Below are 25,640 nucleotides of genomic sequence, written 5' to 3' on the forward strand. Positions count from 1 at the left end.
AGATCAGACAGCATGGTTTAATTCCATTCTTGCAACGATAAGCTGATTAAAAATTGATTGTTGCATACTGTCAATCAGAGAATGCACATATAAAAAAATTTTAATTCCCGGATTTAAGTAAACTTAGCAATGTTTGCATGCCATCGGTCGCGCTTTGGGTAATCTTGTGAAAATGTGCAGGTAAATGCTGCTGCTCGGCTTTCGGGTCGATGTAATAGGCCTCACAGTGCGCAGGAATCTCATGAATTAACCCGGCGACCGGATAAACCTGTAGGCTGGTGCCAATCACTACGAAAATATCGGCATCCTGTATACATTCTTGAGCTTCTTCATACGCGGGCACGGCTTCACCAAACCAGACTACATGAGGACGCAGCGGATAGCCTGCCTTACAAAAGTGTTGATTTAAATCTAATTCAGAACCTTCAATTGGATAAAACTCGGTCGTGCTTTGTGCATCAGGGCCTGAGCTTTTGGCCAGACGAATATTGCCATGTAAATGGATCACCTTGGAGCTGCCGGCACGTTCATGTAAGTCATCAATATTTTGGGTGATTACATGCACATCAAAGTTATCTTCAAGATCCGCAATCACTTGGTGGGCAGCATTTGGCTGTGCTTCTAGAATATTTTTACGGCGGGCGTTATAAAAGCGTTGTACCAGTTGCGGATTTTTAGCCCAAGCCTCAAGTGTAGCCACTTCTTCTATACGATACTGTTCCCAAAGTCCATCACTGTCGCGAAAAGTATTAATGCCACTTTCGGCGCTCATGCCTGCACCGGAAAAGACCACCAGCTTTTTCATTGTTCTATCTCCTGAATCTTTAGGCAGCTGAAGTGCTAGATTGTGAATTTTCTTTTAAGAAGATGCCAAGTTCTCGGGTAAATTTTAAGGGTTCAGTCAGTAAAGGTGTATGGCCGGATTTTCTGAAAATTATTTGTTTGGCATTAGGCAGGCTTTCTGCAATCAGGCGCTGACCTTCAAAAGGATACAACTTGGATTGTACGCCACTAAAGAAAGTCACTGGGCAGCTGAGCTGGGCTAGTGCCTTACGATAATCCTCACGATGATATAAATAATTGTTTATATACCACGCCATATAATCCACCCGGCTGGAAGGCAATAACAGGCTTTGCAGGCGAGGTTGATTTAGGATAAATGCGAAAGCTTTCAGACTATATTTTTGTTCATTTTGTAGCTGAATAAACTTTAGCCATAGGGCAGCGATTTGTTTACGTACCGAAATGTCGAGATCGCGGATCAATTCAACTTGCTGGTATTGTGCAAGTAGGGCAGAGAGCTGCTGCAGGATGTCGATAAATTCCTGATGACGTGGACCAAAAAGTCCAAAAGCCCAAGCATCATCGACCGGAATTTTAGGTGTTTGATCGATATGTAAATAAGCAGAAATCTGACTGGAAAAGTTGCCATAATGTATGCCGTGCATTGCTGTGGTTGCGCCCATAGAGTAAGCAAGCACAATGAATTTATCTAAATTGAGCTGTTGAATTACCGACTGAATATCCAACCAGTGACTGGAAATCGCATCCCTATCTGGCGGAATTTTACAGCGACTGGAAGCCCCAAAGCCGCGCCATTCTGGAATAATGAAACGGAAATTTTTCTGATGCGGATAGAGAAAAGCTTTCCATTGCCAGCTCAGCATGCCAAGTCCAGAGAGTACCAGTACCGGCTGTCCCCGACCGTATTCGCGTACAAATAGCTGTTCACCATCGGGCATGCGATAAAAGGGCATGTGTGTCTCCGTATTTATAATTGTTGTGCGTCAAATTGTTGCAGTCGCGGAATAACCTGTTCCAGCCAGGAAATCCAACCCAGTTCCTGATCAATTCCCAGTTGCAGAATCATTTTATGAATATATAAGGTACGGTCAGTTTTGTCCGCTTGAGCAAAGTCTTTGGCAAAAATCTGCTGATAGGTTTTCAGTTTTTCTTTATGCAGTTCCAGATGGCGTTCCAGTTCTGCCAAGGTGTTATTGCCACCAAGTTGGGCTTCGGCACGCAGACGTACCATTAGTTCTTCGCGCAGTTGTGCCGGTGGGCTTTGTTGTAGCATCCAGTTGGCCAGTTCTTCCCGGCCCAGACGTTTTACCTGATAAGTTTTTTTGCGGCTATTCGAGTCTTCCTCTTCTATCGTCGAAATCCAGCCTTTTTGCAGCATGGCATTCAGCTCGCGATAAATCTGCTGATGAGTGGCATTCCAGAAGAAGCCCATGGAACGGTCAAAACGGCGAGCCAGTTCGATTCCGGTGCTAGGTTTTTCAATCAGGCTGGTCAATAAAACATGCGCTAAAGACATAAACGTCTCAAAAAAGTGACTCGGGATTATTATGCAACATGTTGCATAAAAATCAATTCTGGCATATAAATTAGTGCAACAAGTTGCATTAAACTGGAAAGATTGAGGGATCAAACTGCCAGTTGCTAAAACAATAGCCAGCCTAAACGCATGCTCAGGAGTTGAAATGTCTAAATATCCGAATTTACTTGCCCCATTGAACTTGGGTTTTACCACACTTAAAAACCGCGTATTAATGGGTTCCATGCACGTTGGTCTTGAAGAAGCACCCGGCGGATATGATCGGATGGCAGCTTTCTATGCAGAGCGTGCCAAAGGTGGAGTCGCTTTAATCGTCACCGGCGGGATTTCTCCAAATGATGATGGGGTGACGTTTCATGGTGGTTCCAAACTTGACACTCTTGAAGAAGCTGAAAAGCATAAGGTGATTACCCAGGCCGTACATGAGGCGGGCGGGAAAATTGCCATGCAGATTTTACATACCGGGCGTTATTCTTATCAGGCCGAAAATGTCGCGCCATCCCCAATTCAGGCACCGATCAATCCAGTCAAACCCCATGCTTTAACTTCGGCTGAAGTGCAACAAACCATTGATGATTTTGCCAATTGTGCCAAGCTGGCTAAATATGCCGGTTATGACGGTGTAGAAATCATGGGCTCGGAAGGCTATCTGATTAATGAGTTTATTGCCGCGCGTACCAACCATCGTGATGATGAGTGGGGTGGAAGCTATGCAAACCGCATCCGTTTCCCGATTGAAATCGTACGCCGTACCCGTGAAATGGTCGGTGAGAACTTTATCATTATTTATCGCCTATCTATGCTGGATCTGGTCGAAGGCGGTTCAACTCTGGAAGAAGTCATCCAGTTGGCCAAAGAAATTGAAAAAGCCGGTGCGACCATTATCAATACTGGCATTGGCTGGCATGAAGCGCGTATTCCGACGATTGCCACCAAAGTGCCACGTGCAGCCTTCACTTGGGTCACGCGTAAGCTGAAAGGTCAGGTGAAGATTCCTTTAATCACTTCAAACCGTATTAATACTCCGGAAATGGCTGAATATGTATTGGCATCTGGTGATGCTGATATGATTTCCATGGCCCGCCCAATGCTGGCAGACTCTGAGTTTGTCTTGAAAGCGGAGCAGGGTCGTAGCGATGAGATCAATACCTGTATCGGTTGTAATCAGGCCTGTCTGGATCATATTTTCTCAATGAAAATTGCCACCTGTCTGGTCAATCCACGTGCCTGCTATGAAACAGAGCTCATTTTTAAAGAAACCAATGTGGCAAAAAATATTGCCGTGATTGGTGCAGGTCCTGCAGGTTTAAGTTTTGCTGTATATGCGGCAAATCGCGGTCATCAGGTGACGGTATTTGAAGCCGCTGCTCAGATTGGTGGACAGTTTAATATTGCCAAGACTATTCCAGGCAAGGAAGAGTTTTATGAAACCTTGCGTTATTTCAAACGCCAGATTGAATTACAGCCACGTATCAAATTGCAACTGAATCATAAGGCGAGTCTGGAAGAGCTGGCTCAGTCAAACTTTGATGACATTGTGGTGGCAACAGGCGTGACACCGCGTCAGCTTGAGATTCCAGGCATTGATCATGCAAAAGTATTGTCTTATCTGGACGTTTTGAAAGAACGTAAGCCAGTGGGTCAGCGAGTTGCCATTATTGGTGCAGGTGGTATTGGCTTTGATACAGCCGAATTCCTGAGTCATGAAGGAGAAAGTGGCAGTATCAATCCGGAAAAATTCTATGATGAATGGGGTATTGATACTGACTATGAAAATGTCGGTGGCTTAAAAGCTGCAAATGTAGAAAAACCGCAACGTGAAATTTATTTATTGCAACGTAAAGCCGCTTCAGTCGGCGCAAGTTTGGGTAAAACCACAGGCTGGATTCATCGTACTGGTTTAAAACACCGTGATGTAAAAATGATTGCGGGCGCCAATTATGAAAAAATTGATGATCAGGGCTTACATATAATCGTAAATGACAAACCTGCGGTACTAGAAGTCGATCACGTGATCATTTGCGCTGGTCAGGAATCTTATACCGCCATGTTTGATGAGCTAAAAGCGGCGGGTAAAAATGTGCATCTGATTGGTGGGGCGAAAGAAGCAGGTGAGCTGGATGCCAAACGTGCCATCCGTCAGGGTGCTGAATTGGCGGCGGTGATTTAATTTAAAAAGCCAAACTTTATTAACCTCTCCCTGACCCTTTCCTAAAAGGAGAGGGATAAATCGGTATAAAAAGTGTTATCTTCCTCTCCCTGAACGAGTTTAAAGTACTGCTTTAAACGAAGTGCAAGAGAGGGCTGGGGTGAGGGAGATTAATTTTTTAATAACAAAAAAGGAATTCAAAATGACCATCGAAAATACCAAAAAATCCATTGCACGCTGGCATGAGATGCTAGAAAGCCGTGATATGTCGATCTTGAATGAGCTGCTTGCTGAAGAAGTGGTATTTCGTTCGCCTGTGGCTTTTCAGCCTTATCCTGGAAAACAGTTGGTATTTTTTATTTTGACCAATGTCATTCAAGTCTTTGAAAACTTCACTTATCACCGTGAATTTATAAGTGAAGATGGTAACAATGTCGTACTTGAGTTTTCTGCCAATGTGGGCGATAAAAAACTAAAGGGAGTTGACATGATTCAGTTTAATGAAGAGGGTCAGATGATTGATTTTGAAGTCATGATTCGACCTAAGTCCGGACTTGAGGCCTTGGCTGTACAGATGGGCCAGCGGATGCAATCATTCCAAGCTAAAACTTAATTCGAACTATTGATTCAAGTCGGCATGAAATTTGTAAATCACAGCTAGTACAACTAGAGGGGGATGACAGATGAAAATGTTGCTTAAAAAATTGGGTCAGCTTTCCAGTGAATATCTGGATCGTTTCAGCGGAGCAGACGAGCCGACCCTGTATTACAATCCGAATGGTGTATTTTCGGGACTCATTGAACGCTTACCGCAGCTGCAACAAAAATATCGCCCTACGCCGTGGTTAGCTAATGCACACGCACATATTCTATATTTCGATTTAATTAAAAAACGTACCATTAAGCTGAAATATGACGCGCTTGAACAGCTGAAAATGTCAGATGGCGGAATTACCGGTATTGCCTGGTATGGACTGGATCTTCCTGCAAATACCCCTACCATTGTTTTATTGCATACGATAACCGGTTCTCCTGAATCGATGCGTGAACTGGTTCGTGATCTGCATAAACATACCGGTTGGCGTGTGGCATTGTGTTTACGCCGTGGTCATGCAGACTTACCCATGCCTGTGCCTAAAATGAACCTGTTTGGTTCAACTCAGGATTTGCGTGAGCAGCTCTTGTATATACAGGACAGATTTCCTCAGTCCGATCTCTATGGGGTTGGATCTTCTGCGGGTACGGGATTGTTAGTGCGTTATCTGGGCGAAGAAGGTGAACAAACCCCACTCAAAGCGGCTTTTGCCTTATGCCCTGGCTATAACACTGAAACCGGTTTTGCCAATGTGCATCCGTTTTACAGTAAAGTCATGGCCAAAAAACTGATTAAGCGCTTTATTCATCCTTATCAAGAAACCTGGCAGGTCTGCCCAAGCTGGAAACAGTTATTAGAAGTTAAAGATCTGTCCGAATTTGAAAAACTCTATTTTGAACTGGCCGGATTTGCGGATTATGCCAGTTATACTCAGGCAACCAATCCGATTTATGTGTTTGAAAGTGTCAAAATCCCACTGATGATTTTAAATGCGGAGGATGATCCGGTTTGTCACATCCGAAATTTAGAACCTTATAAAGAAAAAATTCGGGCGATGTCTAATATTATGGTGATTACCACCAAAAAAGGCAGTCATTGCGGCTTTTATCAGGGCTTGATGCAAACCGAATCTTGGGCTACCCGACTAATGGCAGACTATTTGATTCACTTATCTCGTGCACCGGCAACAGTATCCGCTTAAAAAGTTCCAATAAAAAACCCAGCATCTGCTGGGTTTTTTGATGAATGATACTGTAATTAGTCAAGTGCTGGCATCGCTGCGGCAATTGCGTCAGCAACCGCATCATCCTCAGACTTGTTTTCTGGATTTGAATTGGTTTTAGATGTGGTCGCAGCAGGCTTTGACGCAGGTTCTTCGCGGGTTTCAGGCACTGGTGCCGGCTCAGTAGTTTCTGGTTTTTTGATTTCACGACGGATTTCAGTCGTGGTGTTTTCAGTTTGCTCACGTTGAATTTCAACCGTTGGCGCTACTTCCTCTTCAATTGCCGCTGGCTCTACAGGTTCAAGCGGTTCAAATTGCGTTGGTTCTGGAGTCGAGATTTCAGATGCTGGAGTAACTTCTACTTGCTCTTCTTCTTTTGGTGCTTCTTTTTTTACACACGCAGTTAATGTCAGGCCAGTCAGGATTAGGGTGGAGATTAAAAGTTTCTTCATCATCATTGCATCAAACATAAAAGTGTGGAGTGGATACACTATTATAGCAGCAAAATGCAAGATAGAAATCATATGAACTTACTGTAATTTTTTATAGGAATTGCTGTTAGAATAGTCAATTGTTTATTGTTCTTTGAATTGATGCGGATTGACTTTGCTTTCTAGGTACAAGGTAAAGTAAAATTGCGCAACATTGCAGGCCGATTTAGGCTCGATTGTACGAGAAACCCAATGACCCATTTTATTTTCGTTACTGGTGGTGTAGTTTCATCACTAGGTAAAGGTATTTCAGCTGCTTCTGTTGCTGCACTTTTAGAAGCTCGTGGTTTAAAAGTGACCATGGTAAAAATGGATCCATACATTAATGTCGATCCAGGGACAATGAGCCCATTCCAGCATGGTGAAGTTTTTGTTACAGAAGATGGTGCTGAAACAGACTTAGACTTGGGTTACTACGAACGTTTCTTGCGTCGTGCGAAAATGACCAAACTGAATAATTTCACATCAGGCCGTGTTTACCAGGATGTTCTGAACAAAGAACGCCGTGGTGACTACCTGGGTGGTACTGTGCAAGTTATTCCACACATTACTGACAATATCAAAGAGCGTGTACTTCGTGCAGGCGAAGGTTATGACGTTGCGATCGTAGAGATCGGCGGTACTGTAGGTGACATTGAATCTCTCCCATTCATGGAATCTGTACGTCAGTTAATGGTTGAACTTGGTCATAAACGTACCATGTTAATGCACTTAACGTTACTCCCATACATTAAGTCTGCAGCAGAATTAAAAACCAAACCAACACAGCACTCTGTTAAAGAACTCCTGTCGATTGGTATTCAGCCAGACATTCTCATCTGCCGTACAGAATACGATGTAGATGCAGATACGACGCGTAAGATTGCATTATTTACCAACGTTGAAGCACGTGCCGTTGTGGTATGTAAAGACGCACGTTCGATCTACCAGATTCCACGTACATTCTACGAACAAAATGTTGACGATTTAATTTGTGAACGTTTTGGTTATAACGATCTTCCTGAAGCTGACTTAACAGATTGGGATAACGTTGTAGAAGCACTGCTGAATCCTGAATACACCGTACGTGTTGCAATGGTTGGTAAATACGTTGAACTTCCAGATGCTTACAAATCTGTCAACGAAGCACTTCTACATGCGGGTATTCAAAACCGTGTGAAAGTTCAGATTGACTACGTAAACGCTGAAGAGCTTGAAAGCCAAGATGTAGCAGAAGTATTGAAAGATGCTGATGCGATTCTGGTTCCTGGCGGTTTTGGTGAGCGCGGTACTGAAGGCAAAATGAAGGCGATTCAGTTCGCACGTGAGAACGGTGTGCCGTTCCTCGGTATTTGCTTGGGTATGCAGTTGGCTGTGATCGAATACGCACGTAATGTTGCTGGTATTGCAGATGCGACTTCGACTGAATTTAACCGTTCAACGAAATCTCCATTGATTGGTTTAATTACTGAATGGTTAGATGAGCGTGGTGAAGTTCAGCAACGTTCTGCTGATTCTGATCTGGGTGGTACGATGCGTCTTGGCGCGCAAAAATCTGAACTGGTTGCAGGGACTAAAACTGCAGAAGTTTATGGTTCTGAAGAAATCATCGAGCGCCATCGTCACCGTTACGAGATGAACAACCGTTATATCCCAGTGCTGGAAGAAAAAGGCATGAAGATTTCTGGTTATTCTCCGGTACAGCATTTGGTAGAAACTGTTGAAATTCCTGCACATCCTTGGTTTATTGCAGTACAATTCCACCCGGAATTTACCAGCTCGCCACGCGATGGTCACCCATTGTTTGCCGGTTTCATTGATGCTGCGAAAAAGCAGTACCAAAAAACCAAATAATCGGTGCGTAGGACACAACTAGGGAAGTTTAAATGTCGCAATTAAAACCACAAGAAATTGTACGTTTGGGCGATATACAAATGGCAAATCATTTGCCATTTGTATTATTCGGCGGAATGAATGTACTTGAATCTAAAGACCTGGCTTTTGAAATCGCAGAGACTTATGTCGATATCTGCACACGTTTGGGCATTCCTTATGTGTTCAAAGCCAGCTTTGATAAAGCCAACCGTTCAAGCCTGAACTCTTTCCGTGGGCCTGGCCTGGAAAAAGGTCTCGAGTGGTTAGCTGACATTAAAAAACACTTTAATGTACCGATCATCACCGATGTGCATGAGCCGTACCAAGCGGCTCCTGTTGCAGAAGTGGCAGACATTATTCAATTGCCAGCTTTCTTAAGCCGTCAGACGGATCTTGTTGAAGCAATGGCAAAAACCGATGCGATCATCAACATCAAAAAAGCCCAGTTCCTGGCTCCACACGAAATGCGTCATATTTTGCATAAGTGTCTGGAAGCCGGAAATGACAAGCTGATCATTTGTGAACGCGGTTCGGCATTTGGCTATAACAATCTGGTTGTAGACATGCTGGGCTTCGACATCATGAAAGAAATGAATGTCCCGGTGTTCTTTGATGTAACCCATGCCTTACAAACCCCAGGCGGCCGTGCAGATTCTGCCGGTGGTCGTCGTGCGCAAATTACAACGCTTGCACGTGCGGGTATGGCAACGGGTCTTGCAGGCTTGTTCTTGGAAGCACATCCAGATCCGGAAAAAGCCATGTGTGATGGTCCATGTGCGCTGCGCATGTCTCAGCTTGAGCCGTTCCTGGCACAGCTAAAAGAATTGGATACCTTGGTTAAAGGTTTCGAAAAGTTAGATACACACTGAGTTTATCACTCTTGCGCTGCCGTATAGGCAGCTCATATTAATCAACTGAGGAATAGTTCATGAGCCAAATCGTTGACATTCGTGCACGTGAAATTTTGGACTCTCGTGGTAACCCTACCATCGAAGCAGACGTAATCTTAGCATCTGGCGTAGTTGGCCGTGCATGTGCACCATCTGGTGCTTCAACTGGTTCTCGTGAAGCTTTAGAACTTCGTGATGGCGATAAAGCGCGTTACTTAGGTAAAGGCGTTAAAACTGCGGTAAATAACGTAAATACGTTAATCCGTGACGCTTTGGTCGGTAAATCAGTATTCGAACAAAAAGACATCGATAACACGATGATCGCGCTTGACGGTACTGAAAACAAAGAAAAACTAGGTGCAAACGCAACTTTGGCAGTGTCTTTGGCTGCTGCTCGCGCTGCTGCTGAAGAAAAGAAAATTCCTCTTTTCCAATACATCGCAGATCTTCGCGGTCAAACGATTCTAACCATGCCTGTACCAATGATGAACATCATCAATGGTGGTTCACATGCAGACAACAACGTCGATATTCAAGAATTTATGATTGAGCCAGTAGGCTTCACTTCATTCTCTGAAGCGCTACGTGCCGGTGCTGAAATCTTCCATTCACTTAAATCAGTTTTAAACAAAAAAGGTTTAAACACTGCGGTAGGTGATGAAGGTGGTTTTGCGCCGAACTTACGTTCAAACGAAGAAGCAATCACAGTTATTCTTGAAGCAATTGGTCAAACTGGCTACAAAGCAGGTTCTGACATCATGCTTGCGCTTGACTGTGCATCTTCAGAATTCTACAAAAATGGTCAGTACATTCTTGCTGGCGAAGGCAACAAAGCGTTCACAAGCAACCAGTTCTCTGACTATTTGGCAGGTCTTGTACACCAGTACCCAATTATCTCGATCGAAGATGGTCTGGACGAATCTGACTGGGAAGGCTGGTCTTACCTGACTTCTATTCTTGGCGACAAGATCCAGTTGGTTGGTGACGACTTGTTCGTAACGAACCCGAAAATTCTGCAACGTGGTATCAACGAAAAAGTGGGTAACTCGATTCTGATCAAATACAACCAGATCGGTACCTTGACTGAAACTTTAGATGCCATCTACCTTGCGAAAGAGAATGGTTACTCTACTGTAATTTCACACCGTTCAGGTGAAACGGAAGATTCAACGATTGCTGATCTTGCAGTAGGTACAGCAGCGGGTCAAATCAAGACTGGTTCACTTTGCCGTTCTGACCGTGTAGCGAAATATAATCAATTACTTCGTATTGAAGAATTGACTAATGCTGCATATCGCGGTAAAGCTGAGTTCAAAGGTTTGAACTAAGCGACTTATGTCAATGTTAAATGTATTCGACTCGACTGCGAGTAAAGTACTGTTGGGCCTTGCGATCATTTTGATCGCAGGGTTTCAATATTTATACTGGTTTGGTGAAGGTGGTTATCATGATCATCAGCAACTGACCCAGAAAATCCAGCAACAGATGGAATTGAATGATGAGCTGAAAGAGCGTAATCGCGTTCTGGCGGCAGAAGTTTATGATTTGAAGAATGGTATTGAAGCCATCGAAGAACATGCGCGTTTAGATCTTGGTCTGATTAAGCCACGCGAAACTTTTATTCAAATGAGCACGATCAGTACTCAATATAAACCGATCTATCTTAATCCTAATTTTAAAGTAGACCTGCGAACCAATGAGTCAGCCGAAGCACCAACCACACCCTAAACTTTGGGTCATTCTTCCAGCTGCAGGTTCCGGTAGCCGTTTCTCCAAAACAGAACTGAAACAATATCAGATGATTCAAGAGCGAACTGTTCTTGAACATACGGTGGCTCGTCTGAATCAACTGCCTTTGGCGGGTTATGTCCTGGCGATTGGTGAACAGGACAACGTCGCAAAAATGCTGCCATTTTCCAGTCAAGAGAAAGCCCATTTCTGTCTGGGCGGTGCCGAGCGGGTGAATTCCGTGTTAAATGCACTCACGTATTTATCTCAAATCGCTTCTGAAGATGAGTGGGTGCTGGTACATGACGCGGCGCGTCCCTGTGTCGGTCTGGATTGTCTGCAACAGTTAGTCAATACGGCGATTACAAATGATCAGGCTGCGATTCTGGCGATTCCAGTAAGAGATACACTTAAGCGTGTAGTAACCAATTTTGATATTGAGGAAACAGTGGATCGCTCAATGCTATGGCAGGCACAAACACCACAAATGGCCAAGCTAGGTGTGTTGAAACGGGCGATTGAGCAGGCTTTGCAAGATGGTGCTACGATTACTGATGAAGCCAGTGCGCTGGAACATATCGGCGAACAGGTGAGTGTAGTACAAGGGCGTTCCGATAATATTAAAATTACCTATCCGGACGATCTGGAACTGGCCAAACTGATTTTACAGGCTCAGGCTTAAAAATATATTCAAATAATATTTAAATAAAAGCAGAATAAATCTGGCTATAGCGATCTATTCGCTATAGCTTTCACTTATAATTTTGCCATCATTCTTTTTCACCTTTTGGCCAATGATACCTTCACAGCAGTATCGGTTTTTACGTCACTCTTTGCGTGATGGACGTAGTATTAACCCGCAAGATTCATCTCGATGGACCAAGTTGCACCTTGATCCCTGGTTATTGTGCTTTCTAGTTCTCAATGCAATCCTGGGTTTAATGGTGGTGTATAGCGCGACATCCGAAGACTCTGGCATGGTGGTACGTCAGGCGATCAGTTTTGGAATTGGTTTTGTGCTGCTGTTTATCTGTGCGCAGATTCCACCGAAAGTCTATCAGGCGATTAGTCCATACCTGTATGCCTTCGGGATCTTCATGCTGCTTCTGGTCTTTGTGATTGGTGAAAAACGCTTGGGTGCAACCCGCTGGATTACCTTGCCGGGGGTAGGAAGCATGCAACCGAGTGAGGTGATGAAATTTGCGATGCCTTTGATGATGGCATGGTATTTTGCACGTAAGCCGTTTCCTCCCAAATTTTTGCATATTGTGGGGGCTCTGATTTTATTGGGCGTACCATTTGTTTTGGTGGCGCTTCAGCCTGACTTGAACATTGGCTTGGTGATTCCCGGTATTTTTGTTCTATTTTTAAGTGGGATGTCGTGGCGTCTGATTGGTGGTGCAGCCGCTGCAGTAGCCGTGGCAGCTCCGGCTGCATGGATGTTTGTATTACAAGAGTATCAAAAAAAACGTATTACCACGTTATTTGATCCGGAATCGGATGCCTTGGGTGCAGGCTGGAATATCATCCAGTCCAAAATTGCGATTGGTTCAGGTGGTTCCACGGGCAAAGGCTATACCGAAGGTACCCAATCACATTTAGGTTATCTGCCTGAACATCATACTGACTTTATTATGTCGACTTATGCCGAAGAATTCGGTTTTATCGGTGTTTTCCTGCTGTTTAGTTTATTCACTGCCATTATTATTCGCTGTCTGATGATTGGTTTAAACAGCTTTCATAACTTTGGCCGTTTATATGCTGGAGCCATGGGACTGACTTTCTTCTTCTTTGTATTTTTAAACTCAGGCATGGTGAGCGGGATTTTACCTGTAACTGGAGATCCATTACCGCTCATGAGTTATGGTGGAACGGCAGTGATTTCCATGCTGGCCGGGATGGGCATTGTGATGTCGATTCATACCCATCGATAAATCATTCTAAAAGTCGGACTGGTTCCGGCTTTTTATATACTTAAAATAAGTTGTTTTAAAAATCCTGTTTTGGCCAGAAGAAAAAAGAAGAATATTTTAGAATTCGTATGAAATTAAAAAGCCCTCAAATGAGGGCTTTTTAATTTCATACTTTAACTGAGAAACCAGGTGTAATAACCCCAGATCATTAAAGGCCATGCTAGGAAAGGGCTAAACAACCATTTCCAGAACCAGTGGCGCGGTATAAAGCCAACACCATGGACAAAGCCTCCAGAAATACCAATCATGATATACATCATGGCACTATGGCTATATTCACCATTGGCATCCAGCATTGCGGAAGGATGAACCAATAACACGGCTGCGAGAGGAAAAGCCAGGAGGCAGGAAATCATCATCGCAAATTTGTTTGGTTTCTTGTCTACAACGGTTTTCTCAAGCGCAGCTTCTGTCATGTTTTATTCCTCATCCAGGTCTTGGTGTTGTTCCATGTAAATAGCAGCAATCACACTGGCAAAACATGCCATCAGTACACCCAGAATCCAGGCAAAATACCACATAGTTGTCTCTCCTTAAGACATAGCCTTAGTACAGGCTATGTGAATTATCTTCAATGTGTTTGTTGGTAATCACGCCCCACATCTTGTAATAACACCAAGTGGTATAGATCAGGATCAGTGGAACAAAGATACAGGCAGCAACGGTCATAACGGTTAAGGTATTTTTACTAGATACCGCATCCCACATGGTCAGACTTGCAACCGGGTTAATGCTTGAAGGCATCAGGAAAGGAAACAGGGCAAAACCGGCAGTCAGGATGGCACCGATGACAGCCAGAGATGAACCCAGGAAGCTCAGGCCTGCTTTGTTTTTACCTGCTGCCAAGACAATGATCAAGCCACCCAAAATGCCGGCAATAGGCGCTGCCATCGTGATTGGATAAGTCGAATAGTTGTTCATCCAGCCTGGATTAGCATTGGTCAATACTTCTTTTGCAAGCGGATTGGCAACACCATTGGTATCAAAAGGTGTAACCAAGGTATAGCCTTGAATACCACCAAAATACAACCATGCACCGGCTGCCAGAAAGGTAGCCAGATAAACCAGACCCATGATTTGCGTTGCTTTGGCAGAACGTTGGCGTAGGTCACCATCTGTACGCAGCATTAACCATGCACCACCATGTGCACATAGCATCGATAAACTGACCAGACCACAGACAATCGCAAACGGATTCAGCAGGGCAAAGAAGCTACCAGTATAAGTAGAACGTACAGTTTCATCTAAAGTAAATGGTACACCCAGGAACATGTTGCCGAATGCCACACCGAAGACCAATGCAGGCACTGCACCACCAATGGCTAGACCCCAGTCCCATGAATTGCGCCATTTGGTATTTTCCAGTTTTGAGCGATAGTCAAAACCGACCGGACGCAGGAATAGGGCAAACAGTACCAGCAACAGTGCCCAGTACATGCCAGAGAAGGCGGTTGCATAGACCATTGGCCAGGCAGCGAACAAAGCACCGCCGGCAGTAATAAACCAGACTTGGTTACCGTCCCAATGCGGGGCAATGGTATTGATCGCTGCACGGCGCTCGCTATCATTTTTGCCCACAAATGGCATGATCGCCATGGAGCCCATATCGAAGCCATCGGTGAGGGCAAAGCCAATCAGCAATACGCCGACCAGCACCCACCAAATGATTTTTAATAATTCATATTCGATCATGCGTGAGTCTCCTCATTTGCCTTCTCTGCAGCTGCAAGCTTTTCAAAATGGTATTTACCGGTATGCAGTGAGCTTGGGCCAAGACGTGAGAACTTGATCATCAGATACATCTCGATAATCAGTAACACGGTATAGAATGCTGCCAATGCAAGGATTGAACCCCAGACATCACCTGTACTTAAGCTTGATGCTGAAAGATGCGTCGGTAATACCTCACCAATGGTCCAAGGTTGACGACCTACTTCTGCCACATACCAGCCAGTTTGCGCAGCAACCCAAGGCAGAGGAAGTGCAAATAATGCAAATTTCAATAACCATGGTTTGTTTTCAGCATTACGTTTTGCTACCGCAAAAGTTGCCAGTGCAAATAGAAGTAGCATCAAGAAGCCAGAAGCAACCATGGCACGGAAGGCCCAGAACAGACTTGGTACGTGTGGAATGGTATCTTTAGCAGCTGCTTTGATTTGCTCTTCAGAGGCATCAACGACATTTGGCGTGTATTTCTTCAGCAGCAGACCGTAACCGAGGTCTTTTTGGCTTTCTTCAAAAGCGGTTTTCAGTTCTGGAGACTGATCACCAGCACGTAATTTTTCCAGTTGCGAATAGGCCACCATACCATTACGGATACGCGCTTCATGCTGAACCAGCAGGTCCTTAATACCTGTAACTTGTTCAGTCGTAGAACGTGTAGCAATCAGACCCATTACATAAGGAATTTTCACTGCATAATCTGTAGTCATGGTTTCCTTATTCGGAATACCGAACAAAGTAAATGGTGCAGGTGCAGGGTGAGTATCCCATTCTGCTTCAATCGCTGCCAGTTTGGTTTTTTGTACATCACCTAGCTCATAACCTGATTCATCACCCAGTAAAATCACTGAAAGTGTAGAAGCAAGCCCGAAGATGGCTGCAATGGCAAAAGAACGGCGTGCAAACGGCAAGTCACGTTTTTTCAGCATGTAGTAACTTGAAATAGCCAGGACGAATATGGCACCTGTGACATAACCGGCAGATACGGTATGCACAAATTTAACCTGAGCAACCGGGTTAAATATCAGAGCAGCAAAGTCCACCATTTCCATACGCATGGTTTCGTAGTTGAATACAGAACCAACCGGGTTTTGCATCCAGCCATTGGCGATCAGAATCCACAGCGCAGACATGTTCGAACCTAAAGCTACCAGCCAGGTCACTGCCAGATGTTGCACTTTGGACAGGCGATCCCAGCCAAAGAAGAACAAGCCAATAAAGGTCGATTCAAGGAAGAAGGCCATCAAACCTTCAATCGCCAGCGGTGCACCGAAAATATCACCGACATAATGCGAGTAATAAGCCCAGTTGGTTCCGAACTGGAACTCCATGGTCAGGCCTGTGGTTACCCCTAAGGCAAAGTTAATACCAAACAGTTTTCCCCAGAACTTGGTCATGTCTTTATAGATTTCTTTGCCGGAAATCACATAGGTGGTTTCCATAATGGCAAGCAGAAAAGCCAGGCCTAAAGTCAGTGGAACAAAAATAAAGTGATACATCGCGGTCATGGCGAACTGGAACCGCGAGAGATCGACCACGCTTTCAGAAATCATCAACGTGTCTCCTGGATTTGGGAAGGATTGCCGGCGATACGCTCGGCGACTTGGTTATCAAAATTTTTAGGAATCGTAGGCGCATCAAACCAGATATTTTTAATGATCATCAGTAAAATAACCTTGATAATTAAAATAGCGGTTATTTCTCTAACCACTCTCTGGTTTAGATTTTTGGGAACTAAGCTCATTCGACTAAGCCTGTCTGTGACTTGTTGTATATTATTAATCTATTGTAACTAAAAAATAAATAGACGATACAATTTAAATAAATATATATTTATAAATATTTGAAAATAATAGATATATATTTATATGAGTTAAAATTTATTCTAAATATTTTTTATTATTTTATGTAATTTTATTGTTTTTTTAAATCCGACTAAAATGCTTATATTTATATATTTGAATGTAGATTGTTTTAGTTGGATTAATGCTTTTTAATCTGATTAAAATGCTTGGTTTTAAAATAAAGAATAAAATTAATCAAACTATTTTGGTTGGTTTTATAAGGGTTGAATATCAGTGTCACAATCTTTCTCATCATTTTATATTGATAAAAAACACGCCAAAAAAAGAACATGCTGGAAACATGTTCTTTTTAAGCTTGGTGAGGGTGGCTAGACTTAGAAGTCGTAACGCATGCCTAGAGATAGACCAGTTGCATCTTCGCCACGTGCACCACCCACGTTATTTGAACGTGCTTGAGCCCACGGTGTTAAGTTTGAATTTTCATCATTCAGTACAGTTGCCAAGTTTGCATATACACGTACTGCTTTGTCTAAACGATGTTCTACACCAAGTGCCAATAATGTTGCATTTGCATCATCTGCATCGACATCGCGGTGGAACACTTGACCACGTAGATACGTTTTTGGTGCAAATTTATAGTCAGCTGCTACTCCAAATACTTGAGCATCTGGGTTTGCTTCAGAATTATCATGTTGAAGGAATTGGTATAAACCGCCCAAGTTGAATTCAGGTGTGATTTTGTAAGCACCTGCGATACGGAAACCATCGCGCTCACCACGACCTGCATCTTCTTCATAATGTTCATAGGCAGCAGCAAAATCAACTTTACCTTCTTTATAGGTTAAAGCGAGGTCGTATGCTTTATCATCGCGATTATCTTTATTGGTAGTAGTTGTGGTTCCCGGTACGACTACTGTTACTGGACCATTCACAGTTTCAATTACAGTAGTTTTTGGTGAAGACGTTGACACGCTATCAGGGCTATTACCTTCGTGTAAAGAAAGTGCTGCTAAAACATTAAAGCCGCCGCCAAACTTAGGTGATTTATATTCAATGGTATTGTTATTACGTTCATCAAAACGCAAGTTGCCAGCACGTGTGACGTTACGAACATCACCGACCATATCACCAAAGAAGTTGACCGGGCCACGTGCTACTTTGAATGGGCTGTCAAAACGGCCGATACGCGCTTGACCGAAATCACCTTTTAAACCAACAAAAGTATCGCGAGTTGCAAATTCAACATCATCGTTTGCAGAACCACTTGCAAAGTTAATTTCCTGTTCGATTTGACCAAATACGGTCATACCATTTTCTAATTTTTGTTCAGCTTTAAAACCCAAGCGTGAAGAATTTGAAGAAAGACCTACTTCGTTATAATCCTGGCCATCATCCAGATAATCTAAAGAAACGTGTGCACGACCATACACTTTAACATCAGCCGCGGCTGCCATCACTGGTGTTAAAATTGTTGCCCCGATTGCTAATGCAGATAACGTTTTTTTCATGTGTTGCTCCAATAAAGACTTTTTTATTCATCGTCTTAAAAACAAGTTTCAGTATTGTTTTGAAACATCTACTGCTCTATTGGTGCCAAGTATTCATTACAAATAAGTCAATATGATTAAGGAAATATTTCAGAAATATTAAAGACAATCATTGCCTTATTTTTTATAGGATTATGAGTGGGATTAGCAGGATTAATACAAATGCAGCTAAGTTCGGTGTTTGCTGCAAAACCTAAAAATAGGCTAGGTGACTTTTACTGATATTTGAGTGGTTTAATCAAGAGTGAAATACACTAGACATAAAAAATGGAGCCGAGGCTCCATTTTTAGGTATTAAGAATAGCTTAAAGGGCAGCTTTAATTTTCTCGGCCAGCGCTTTGATTTTTTCTTGGTCGCCCATCTGTGCGGCATGTTTGCCCAGATTGTGCAAAGAGGTAGGAACCAGATGGAAATGTACGTGTGGTACGGTCTGACCCGCTGCGGCACCTGATAATTGCATCAGCACGATACCGTCCACACCTAAACCTTTTTCAATGGCTTTTGCAACCTTCTGTACGATCTGAATCGTATAGGCTGCAGCTTCAGGTGGTAGATCCAGTAAAGTGATCGCCGGAGTTTTCGGAACCACCAGAGTATGACCTTCTGCCTGAGGCATGATGTCCATAAATGCAAGAACCTGGTCATCTTCATACACTTTTATCGCAGGAAGTTCACCGCGTAGAATTCGTGCAAAAATATTCTGATCATCATAAGTCATAAGTACATTCCTTGAGCGTTATTAAACTGAATTATTTACAGTTCAATTCTTTCTGACGATCTTTGATCGCGTCAAGACGTTGTTGCTCTTTTTCCGAGAATTTTGGCTTGGTTGTATAGCAATTGTCATTACCAAACTTGGCTTTTGCTTCAGGATCTTTGAAACAGAAACCTTTAGACGCATAAATCACGTCATGATCATTTTTTAATTTTTTGCACTCTTGTTCAGATGCAAGAACCGATGTTGAAGCCCCGAACAAAGTTGCAAAGCCAATCAATGCTGCAACAGAAAATTTCTTCATGAGAGTTTCCTCTGGGTTATCCACTATATGTGCCTGCCTACTAGTCACAATATGAGGTTTCGTTATCATTATTCAATGGCGAGATATTACTCGATGGTAATATTACTCCATGATTCATACATTTTCACAGCACTGGAAAAATCACTGTTTTTATCCGACAGGTCGCTGGCTGCCTGAATCAGATTCTGGGTTAAAGATAACACAGGTGCAGAAAGTTTGGCTTCACGCGCAAGGTCGATTGCGATACCTGTATCTTTGGCCAAGAGTTGCAGGGCAAAGGTTACAGGAAAACTGCGGTTTAAAATACGCTGCGGCAAAACGGTTTCAGTCACCATGCTTTTACCACTTGAAGCATTAATACAATCCAGCGCTTCATGCAAGTTTACCCCATGCGCTTTTAGTGTAGTAAAGCCTTCTGCGACGGCACACAGGTTTACAGCCATTAACATATTATTTACGGCTTTCACTGCAAAACCCGCGCCAGATTCACCGACATGCTTGATCAGCTTGCCAAATGCCTGCATCGCAGGAAGGGCTTTTTCATAGCCCTCTGCATTGCCGCCCACCATCACGGTTAATGTACCATTCTCAGCACCAACGGTTTGGCCGCTGACCGGTGCATCCAGAAAGATTACCCCATGTTTAGCCAATTGTACTGCCAATTTTTGGGCAGAATCCGGTACACCACTGGTGCAGTCGACCCAGACTGAACCGGATTTAAGCGACAGATTTTCCAGAAGTCGTTCAACGTCAGCGCTAGTTGGCAGGCAGGAAAAAATCACATCTGCCTGTACGGCCTGTTCCAGTGTGACGGCTTGGGTGCCATATTCAGCCGCATGTTGCTCTGCCTTGTTAAAGCTGCGGTTCCAGACATAGACCGTATCAAAATGCTTGGGTAAATGTGCTGCCATACGAAAACCCATTGCACCTAGGCCGATAAATGCCACTGATTGAATCATGCTGTACCCTCTGAATATGTTTAAATCTATTGATAATTTTTAATATTTTTCTGGTGCGAGAAATCTGCTTTAAGCATCAAGACGTGTGGAGCGCTGCACCAGCCAGGTCGTCATTTTTGGCCAGAATGTATTGGCTGTTTTCTGGTTCGACATTAGTCCAAGATGACCACCCGGTATAAGAGTAAACGTCTTATCCTGGCTACTTGTCAATTCCATCAAAGGCTTAGCTGACTGTTCTGTGACAATCTGGTCGGTTTGACCTGCACCTACCAATAGGGAGCAGCTGATATTTTTAAGATCAACAATACGACCATCTAAAGTGATAGAACCGTATTTTAAAGGATTTTGCAGCCATAAATGCAGAACCATGTCCTGATTAATCCCGCCCGGATAATCGATCATCTTGTTCAGGAAATTCCCCATGGTGGCATGTTCATAGACATCTTCGACATGATCCAGATTCAGCAAAAACTGCTTCTGGCTTTTTAGCCAGCCAATCGGATCAAGTAATTTAAAGCCCAAGGCATTTACAATACCCGGCGTATGAATATATTGCTTCGGGATCAATCCTTGATGAATGGCCTGTTGCAAATTCTTATTTTTAGAAATCAGTTTATTGGTCGTAGAAAAAAGTTTGCCGACACGTCCTGACGCATAACTGTCGATAGGACTGCCCACCACGATCAGATTCTTGACATGTTCAGGCGAATGCAGGGCTGTATAGAGCGTGACAAACACCCCAGCCATACTCCAGCCGTGTAAGGAAATGAACTGACTGCCTGAATGCTTGCAGATGGTTTCAATGGATTGAGGAATGGCTGCATCGATAAAAGATAAAAAATTCAGGTGACGGTGCTTAAAGTTAAAGCGTTTCCATTCCACCAGATAGACATCAAAACCGCTATGCTGAAAATGCTTGACCAGAGAGCGATAAGGATACAGATCATAGATATCCATATTAATGGCTAACGGTGCGATGAAAACCAGAGGCTCCTTATATTTTTTCTCAGGTGAAGCGTAATAACGAATCTTGCAAAACTCGGTGCCGGCAATATATTCAAAAGGGGTTTTTTGCGACAGGATCAGTGAGGAGGCATTAAACACCCGGGTGCTGAGGTGTTTCAATTTTTTTTGCTGGCGCTGAAAGTTTTGTTTTAACTGAATCATGTAAATAAAATATCCGTATCCGCGGGAGGATTGATCGAAGTCTAAGCAATAATCGCTTATTATGCCTTGACCTGAAATAGCTTAGGCGCTCAAAATGTTGGCAAATTTTTACAAAAGGCAGCCTGAGGGCTGAGGTAAAGCGATGAGCCAGCAAGACGATATTTCTTACCAATTAGAAACTTTAGCCATTCGTACCGGTCATACCCGCACTTTTGAAGGTGAGCATGGCGAACCGATTTTTCTAACATCGTCTTTTGTGTATGAAAATGCTGCAGAAGCCGCAGCTAAATTCTCAGGCCAGGAGCCGGGCAATATCTATTCTCGCTTTACCAATCCGACCGTTGCCATGTTTGAAAAGCGTCTGGCTGCACTTGAAGGTGCAGAGCGCGCCGTCGCCACCAGTTCGGGTATGGCAGCCATTATGGCAGTGATGATGGCATTCTTAAAAGCCGGCGATCATGTGATTTGTTCACGTGCAGTCTTCGGTTCTACGGTTTCCATGTTTGAAAAATATGTCGCAAAATTTGGTGTCAGTGTTGATTTCGTCGATTTGACTGATCTTGATGCATGGAAAAATGCCATCAAGCCTGAAACTAAAATTCTCTTTGTTGAATCTCCATCCAATCCTTTAGCAGAAGTAGCCGATATACATGGACTCGCCGATATTGCGCATGCCAATGATGCTTTACTGGCGATTGATAACAGCTTCTGTACCCCAGTATTACAACAACCAATCAAATTTGGTGCTGACCTTGTTGTATATTCAGCTACAAAGTACCTTGATGGTCAGGGCCGTGCATTAGGCGGCGCAGTCGTGGGTAATCACAAGCTGCTTGAAGAAATTTTTGGCTATGTGCGTACCACTGGTCCTTCAATGAGCCCATTCAATGCCTGGGTTTTCCTGAAAGGCTTGGAGACACTACGTTTGCGTATGCGTGAACATTCAGCAAGTGCACAGCAACTGGCTGAATTTCTGAATCAGCATTCAAAAGTAGAAAAAGTATATTATGCGGGCCTGCCTGAGCATGTCGGTCATGAACTGGCAGCCAAACAGCAGAGCGGTTTTGGCGGTATTGTGTCTTTTGAAGTGAAAGGTGGCCGTGAGGAAGCATGGACTGTCATCGACAATACCCAGTTTATCTCGATTACCGGCAATCTGGGCGATGTGAAATCGACTATTACCCATCCGGCAACCACGACACACGGTAAATTGTCGCCTGAAGCCAAAGAAGCTGCCGGTATTCGCGAAGGTTTGATTCGCGTATCTGTTGGTTTGGAAGAGATTGGTGATATTATCCAGGATATTCGTCGCGGTTTAGACCTGATTTAATTTTATAAATTTATGTTCGGAGATATTTATGAACATTAACATGTTGATGCAGCAAGCTCAGCGCATGCAGAAAGAAGTTGAAAATAACGTAAAAAAAGCCAAAGAAGAGCTTGCGCAAACTGAAGTGCATGCCGAGGCGGGTGGTGGTCTAGTGAAAGTAACCATGACTTGCCGTAACGTGGTGAAACGTATCGAAATCAATCCTGAATTACTTCAGGATGATCCAGACATGATTGAAGACCTGATTGCAGCTGCAATGAATGATGCAGCACGTCAGGCAGAAGTGGTATCTGACGAAAGAATGAAAGCAGCAAACTCAGGCATGGGTTTGCCGCCTGGTCTTGCAGGTATGTTCTAAGGAAGAATGCGCAATGTTTAGTGATCGTTTTGATCAACTCGTTCAAGCATTACGCATTTTGCCAAGCGTTGGGCCGAAATCGGCTCAACGTATGGCATTGCATATGATCATGAAAAATCGTGAGGGTGCTATTGGTCTGGCACATGCGCTGACTGAGGCAACCAATTACATTCATGAATGTTCAGTCTGTCATTCTTTGACCGAAGACGAAGTCTGCAATATCTGTACTTCGCTGGATCGTGATGATGAATTGCTTTGCGTAGTAGAATCACCTGCAGATGTCATGGCGATTGAACAAAGTGGCAGCTTCAGAGGTAAATATCATGTATTGGGTGGACATTTATCGCCACTGGATGGTATTGGACCAGAAGAAATCGGTATTCCGTACTTATTGCACCGTTTGGCCAATGGTCAGGTGAAAGAAGTGATTCTGGCGACCAATGCTACGGTAGAAGGTCAGGCCACGGCGCATTATCTGGTTGAGGCCAGCAAACATTTGCCGATCCAGATGACCCGAATTGCCCAAGGCGTACCTCAAGGTGGTGAGCTGGAATATGTCGATAGCCATACCTTGAGTCAGGCAGTACATAACCGGATGCGCATGAAGTAAGCTGAGCTTAAATATCTTGTTAGTTTTAATATAAAAAAGATATTAATTAGAATATAAAACCTGATAAGTAAGCGCCATTTTTTGGGAAATAGGGCAGAATTGACCTTATTTTTTATACAAAAATTCTATAGATCAGTTAATATGGATCTATCGAGAATCTAATCTTAGACTCAGTTCTATGTTTCAATTTATTCAACATCAAAACGACTTAACTCATGTACTGAAGCTGATGGATCAGAATTTAGTGTATGGGCTGGATACCGAGTTTATCAAGGTTGATACCTTATGGCCTAAGCTGGGTGTTTTTCAGATTAACGTAGACAACAAGGTCTATTTGTTGGATGGAACCACGCTGGATCTGACTGAGTTCCTTAATAAAATTTTTAACGCACAGCAGAATATTTTTCACGCTTGTAGTGAAGATATCGACCTGATCTATCACTATACCCAGAAGAAATCGCTGAGTAATGTATTTGACACTCAGGTTGGCATGTCTTTTCTTGGGCATGGTCTGCAAGTCAGCTATCAAAATGCATTGAAGCAGATGCTGGAAGTCGATATCGAAAAAGACCAGACCCGTTCTGACTGGTTGGCGCGTCCACTCAGTTCCGAACAGTTGCTCTATGCTGCCAATGATGTGCATTATCTGGTGCAACTGTCAGAGAAAATTAAACAGGATCTGGATTCGAAAGATCTGCTGGATTTTGCCTTGCAAGATTGCCGTTTTCTGACTCAGGAAATTGGCGAAGATACCCCAACTGCCTTGTTGTATCAGGATGTCGGCAATTACCGGCATTCACGCCGTCAGCTGATGCAATTGCAGCAATTAATGGTTTGGCGTGATCAGATTGCCAAAGCACTGAATCAGCCACGCAGTTTCATTTTGAAAAATGCCAGCATGATTGATCTGGTGGAAAAATTCCCGCGCAATAATTTCCAGCTGAGTCATGTGAAAGACATTCGTTCGAATGTGGTTCGTGAGCATGGCAAAACCATTTTAGATTTATTGAAATTCCTGCCGGAGCCGGCAAATTGGCCTTTACGTCTGGCACGTCCAATTCGCCATTCTTCCAAAGATATTGGCGAAAAAATTGATTCAATTATTCAACATGTGGTCAATGAAACCTCGATTCCCAAAGAAGTGCTGATGCGCAAGAAATGGTTGAATGCACTGTATCAGCATGTAGTTTTTCACAAGGATGAACAGGATCTGCCGGATTATCTGCTTGGGTGGCGCTATGAGTTATTAACTCGGCCACTGATTCAGGTATTGCATCAGGACGAATCTTATCTGTCTACCCAGATGAAAGTCAGCGAGTGATTAGCTACAGGATTGGTTAAAGAAAAAGCAATTATACAAAATCACGACTGATGCATGAGACGTGGCTAATGTTTCTGTCTTTTTTTTGATGTATCCTTGCGGTTGTTTTTCCAGAAAAGTCGTTTGAAATATGCAAGTGTCTATCTACAAATCCAGTAAAAAAAGTGAAATGTATCTGTATGTGGCGCGTCCTGCGAATGAAAGCGAAGCTGAAACATTCGAACCTTTAAGCGTATTGACTGAAGCAGTACAGGCAGCATTTGGACGTGCGACTTTTGTCATGCATCTTGAATTAAGCGAATCACGTAAACTGGCACGTGCCAATGTCTTGCATGTCATGGATTCTATTGAAACCCGCGGTTTCTTCCTGCAAATGCCACCAGAAGGCTTGATTGATCCAAATGCGGTCGCACCAGAAGGTTTACGCGGTGCTTAATGTTAATTCAGGAGTTGTGAAATGAATGGTTATGTGGCTGTATTAGACTCAATTCCTGAACAGAGCATTGCCGTAGCAGTTTATTTGCTCGGCAGCCTGATTGCTTTATGGTGCTGGTATGG

Annotated in this window: 28 protein-coding genes and 1 pseudogene; 15 read left to right on the forward strand and 14 right to left on the reverse strand. The window is 43.5% G+C overall.

The features are described 5' to 3' along the window. Window positions 1-100: 100 nt before the first annotated feature. The 3 genes from ACNPNW_RS11225 to ACNPNW_RS11235 are packed head-to-tail and all read right to left on the reverse strand — an operon-like array spanning window position 101 to window position 2,320. Entirely contained in the window at window positions 101-805 is a 705-nt protein-coding gene (locus ACNPNW_RS11225; RefSeq protein ID WP_085064889.1) for an SIR2 family NAD-dependent protein deacylase, read from the reverse strand. A 19-nt stretch (window positions 806-824) separates the two neighbouring features. Beyond that, window positions 825-1,757 carry an alpha/beta fold hydrolase gene (locus ACNPNW_RS11230; protein WP_222112190.1) on the reverse strand — a complete coding sequence of 311 codons (933 nt, stop codon included), beginning with the start codon at window positions 1,755-1,757 and terminating at the stop codon, window positions 825-827. 14 nt (window positions 1,758-1,771) lie between these two features. Beyond that, window positions 1,772-2,320 carry a PadR family transcriptional regulator gene (locus tag ACNPNW_RS11235; RefSeq protein WP_148334890.1) on the reverse strand — a complete coding sequence of 183 codons (549 nt, stop codon included), beginning with the start codon at window positions 2,318-2,320 and terminating at the stop codon, window positions 1,772-1,774. Window positions 2,321-2,486: 166 nt separating this feature from the next. On the opposite strand from ACNPNW_RS11235, the gene ACNPNW_RS11240 reads away from it, so the two are divergent. The 3 genes from ACNPNW_RS11240 to ACNPNW_RS11250 all read left to right on the forward strand — a co-directional run bounded on the left by ACNPNW_RS11240 (window position 2,487) and on the right by ACNPNW_RS11250 (window position 6,286). Then, a complete protein-coding gene (locus ACNPNW_RS11240; RefSeq protein WP_005103416.1) occupies window positions 2,487-4,511 on the forward strand; it encodes an NADPH-dependent 2,4-dienoyl-CoA reductase in 2,025 nt (674 codons plus the stop codon). Between the two features lie 181 nt (window positions 4,512-4,692). After that, window positions 4,693-5,103 (forward strand): nuclear transport factor 2 family protein, encoded by a 411-nt coding sequence (locus tag ACNPNW_RS11245; protein ID WP_005100041.1) that lies wholly within the window; start codon window positions 4,693-4,695, stop codon window positions 5,101-5,103. Between the two features lie 70 nt (window positions 5,104-5,173). Beyond that, window positions 5,174-6,286: a YheT family hydrolase gene (locus ACNPNW_RS11250; RefSeq protein WP_005100043.1), complete on the forward strand. Its 1,113-nt coding sequence runs from the start codon at window positions 5,174-5,176 to the stop codon at window positions 6,284-6,286. 56 nt (window positions 6,287-6,342) lie between these two features. Here ACNPNW_RS11250 and ACNPNW_RS11255 read toward each other — a convergent pair whose 3' ends face one another. Next, window positions 6,343-6,762, reverse strand: a complete 420-nt coding sequence (locus tag ACNPNW_RS11255; RefSeq protein WP_035341811.1) for a hypothetical protein — start codon at window positions 6,760-6,762, stop codon at window positions 6,343-6,345. A 228-nt stretch (window positions 6,763-6,990) separates the two neighbouring features. On the opposite strand from ACNPNW_RS11255, the gene pyrG reads away from it, so the two are divergent. The 6 genes from pyrG (at window position 6,991) to rodA (ending at window position 13,204) form a co-directional block, all read left to right on the forward strand. After that, window positions 6,991-8,631: a CTP synthase gene (gene pyrG / locus ACNPNW_RS11260; protein ID WP_005100051.1), complete on the forward strand. Its 1,641-nt coding sequence runs from the start codon at window positions 6,991-6,993 to the stop codon at window positions 8,629-8,631. Window positions 8,632-8,663: 32 nt separating this feature from the next. Beyond that, the gene (gene kdsA, locus ACNPNW_RS11265) at window positions 8,664-9,521 is read left to right on the forward strand and encodes a 3-deoxy-8-phosphooctulonate synthase (protein WP_005100054.1); all 858 of its coding nucleotides are present in this window, start codon (window positions 8,664-8,666) and stop codon (window positions 9,519-9,521) included. A 59-nt stretch (window positions 9,522-9,580) separates the two neighbouring features. After that, entirely contained in the window at window positions 9,581-10,870 is a 1,290-nt protein-coding gene (eno, locus tag ACNPNW_RS11270; protein WP_005100058.1) for a phosphopyruvate hydratase, read from the forward strand. A 7-nt stretch (window positions 10,871-10,877) separates the two neighbouring features. Further along, window positions 10,878-11,270, forward strand: a complete 393-nt coding sequence (locus ACNPNW_RS11275) for a septum formation initiator family protein (protein ID WP_005100059.1) — start codon at window positions 10,878-10,880, stop codon at window positions 11,268-11,270. Further along, complete coding sequence (ispD, locus tag ACNPNW_RS11280; RefSeq protein WP_005100062.1) at window positions 11,239-11,952, forward strand: 2-C-methyl-D-erythritol 4-phosphate cytidylyltransferase; 714 nt, start codon at window positions 11,239-11,241, stop codon at window positions 11,950-11,952. Before ACNPNW_RS11275 ends, ispD begins: the two co-directional genes overlap by 32 nt. Window positions 11,953-12,064: 112 nt before the next feature. Then, entirely contained in the window at window positions 12,065-13,204 is a 1,140-nt protein-coding gene (gene rodA / locus ACNPNW_RS11285; protein WP_004645269.1) for a rod shape-determining protein RodA, read from the forward strand. Between the two features lie 152 nt (window positions 13,205-13,356). Here rodA and ACNPNW_RS11290 read toward each other — a convergent pair whose 3' ends face one another. The 10 genes from ACNPNW_RS11290 to ACNPNW_RS11335 all read right to left on the reverse strand — a co-directional run bounded on the left by ACNPNW_RS11290 (window position 13,357) and on the right by ACNPNW_RS11335 (window position 21,463). Further along, a complete protein-coding gene (locus ACNPNW_RS11290; RefSeq protein WP_423090245.1) occupies window positions 13,357-13,659 on the reverse strand; it encodes a cyd operon YbgE family protein in 303 nt (100 codons plus the stop codon). Between the two features lie 3 nt (window positions 13,660-13,662). Continuing rightward, window positions 13,663-13,764, reverse strand: a complete 102-nt coding sequence (cydX, locus tag ACNPNW_RS11295) for a cytochrome bd-I oxidase subunit CydX (RefSeq protein ID WP_004278713.1) — start codon at window positions 13,762-13,764, stop codon at window positions 13,663-13,665. Window positions 13,765-13,789: 25 nt separating this feature from the next. Next, window positions 13,790-14,935: a cytochrome d ubiquinol oxidase subunit II gene (gene cydB, locus ACNPNW_RS11300; RefSeq protein WP_004731264.1), complete on the reverse strand. Its 1,146-nt coding sequence runs from the start codon at window positions 14,933-14,935 to the stop codon at window positions 13,790-13,792. Next, the gene (locus ACNPNW_RS11305; RefSeq protein WP_191112111.1) at window positions 14,932-16,518 is read right to left on the reverse strand and encodes a cytochrome ubiquinol oxidase subunit I; all 1,587 of its coding nucleotides are present in this window, start codon (window positions 16,516-16,518) and stop codon (window positions 14,932-14,934) included. Before ACNPNW_RS11305 ends, cydB begins: the two co-directional genes overlap by 4 nt. Beyond that, on the reverse strand, window positions 16,518-16,709 hold the full coding sequence (gene cydP / locus ACNPNW_RS11310) for a cytochrome oxidase putative small subunit CydP (protein WP_004645265.1): 192 nt from the start codon (window positions 16,707-16,709) through the stop codon (window positions 16,518-16,520). Before cydP ends, ACNPNW_RS11305 begins: the two co-directional genes overlap by 1 nt. A 435-nt stretch (window positions 16,710-17,144) precedes the next feature. Beyond that, a complete protein-coding gene (locus ACNPNW_RS11315) occupies window positions 17,145-18,278 on the reverse strand; it encodes a porin (RefSeq protein ID WP_448766975.1) in 1,134 nt (377 codons plus the stop codon). Window positions 18,279-18,622: 344 nt separating this feature from the next. Further along, window positions 18,623-19,036 (reverse strand): HIT family protein, encoded by a 414-nt coding sequence (locus ACNPNW_RS11320; RefSeq protein WP_004278705.1) that lies wholly within the window; start codon window positions 19,034-19,036, stop codon window positions 18,623-18,625. 31 nt (window positions 19,037-19,067) lie between these two features. After that, window positions 19,068-19,337 carry a YARHG domain-containing protein gene (locus ACNPNW_RS11325; protein WP_004278704.1) on the reverse strand — a complete coding sequence of 90 codons (270 nt, stop codon included), beginning with the start codon at window positions 19,335-19,337 and terminating at the stop codon, window positions 19,068-19,070. An 86-nt stretch (window positions 19,338-19,423) separates the two neighbouring features. Further along, entirely contained in the window at window positions 19,424-20,296 is an 873-nt protein-coding gene (locus tag ACNPNW_RS11330) for an NAD(P)-dependent oxidoreductase (RefSeq protein WP_423090248.1), read from the reverse strand. 69 nt (window positions 20,297-20,365) lie between these two features. Next, on the reverse strand, window positions 20,366-21,463 hold the full coding sequence (locus ACNPNW_RS11335; protein ID WP_004645261.1) for an alpha/beta fold hydrolase: 1,098 nt from the start codon (window positions 21,461-21,463) through the stop codon (window positions 20,366-20,368). A gap of 142 nt (window positions 21,464-21,605) precedes the next feature. Here ACNPNW_RS11335 and ACNPNW_RS11340 point away from each other — a divergent pair, with 142 nt between their 5' ends. The 6 genes and pseudogenes from ACNPNW_RS11340 to ACNPNW_RS11365 form a co-directional block, all read left to right on the forward strand. Further along, window positions 21,606-22,793: an O-succinylhomoserine sulfhydrylase gene (locus tag ACNPNW_RS11340; protein ID WP_423090249.1), complete on the forward strand. Its 1,188-nt coding sequence runs from the start codon at window positions 21,606-21,608 to the stop codon at window positions 22,791-22,793. A gap of 28 nt (window positions 22,794-22,821) precedes the next feature. After that, window positions 22,822-23,151, forward strand: a complete 330-nt coding sequence (locus tag ACNPNW_RS11345; protein WP_004278699.1) for a YbaB/EbfC family nucleoid-associated protein — start codon at window positions 22,822-22,824, stop codon at window positions 23,149-23,151. Window positions 23,152-23,164: 13 nt separating this feature from the next. Further along, entirely contained in the window at window positions 23,165-23,761 is a 597-nt protein-coding gene (gene recR, locus ACNPNW_RS11350) for a recombination mediator RecR (RefSeq protein WP_004278698.1), read from the forward strand. A gap of 178 nt (window positions 23,762-23,939) precedes the next feature. Further along, window positions 23,940-25,082, forward strand: a complete 1,143-nt coding sequence (locus ACNPNW_RS11355; protein WP_423090250.1) for a ribonuclease D — start codon at window positions 23,940-23,942, stop codon at window positions 25,080-25,082. 130 nt (window positions 25,083-25,212) lie between these two features. Further along, window positions 25,213-25,518, forward strand: coding sequence for a YcgL domain-containing protein (locus ACNPNW_RS11360; protein ID WP_004278695.1), 306 nt, complete (start codon window positions 25,213-25,215; stop codon window positions 25,516-25,518). 21 nt (window positions 25,519-25,539) lie between these two features. Next, a pseudogene (locus ACNPNW_RS11365) lies at window positions 25,540-25,640 on the forward strand (hypothetical protein); the annotation flags it as partial.

The organism is Acinetobacter endophylla (assembly GCF_053543775.1).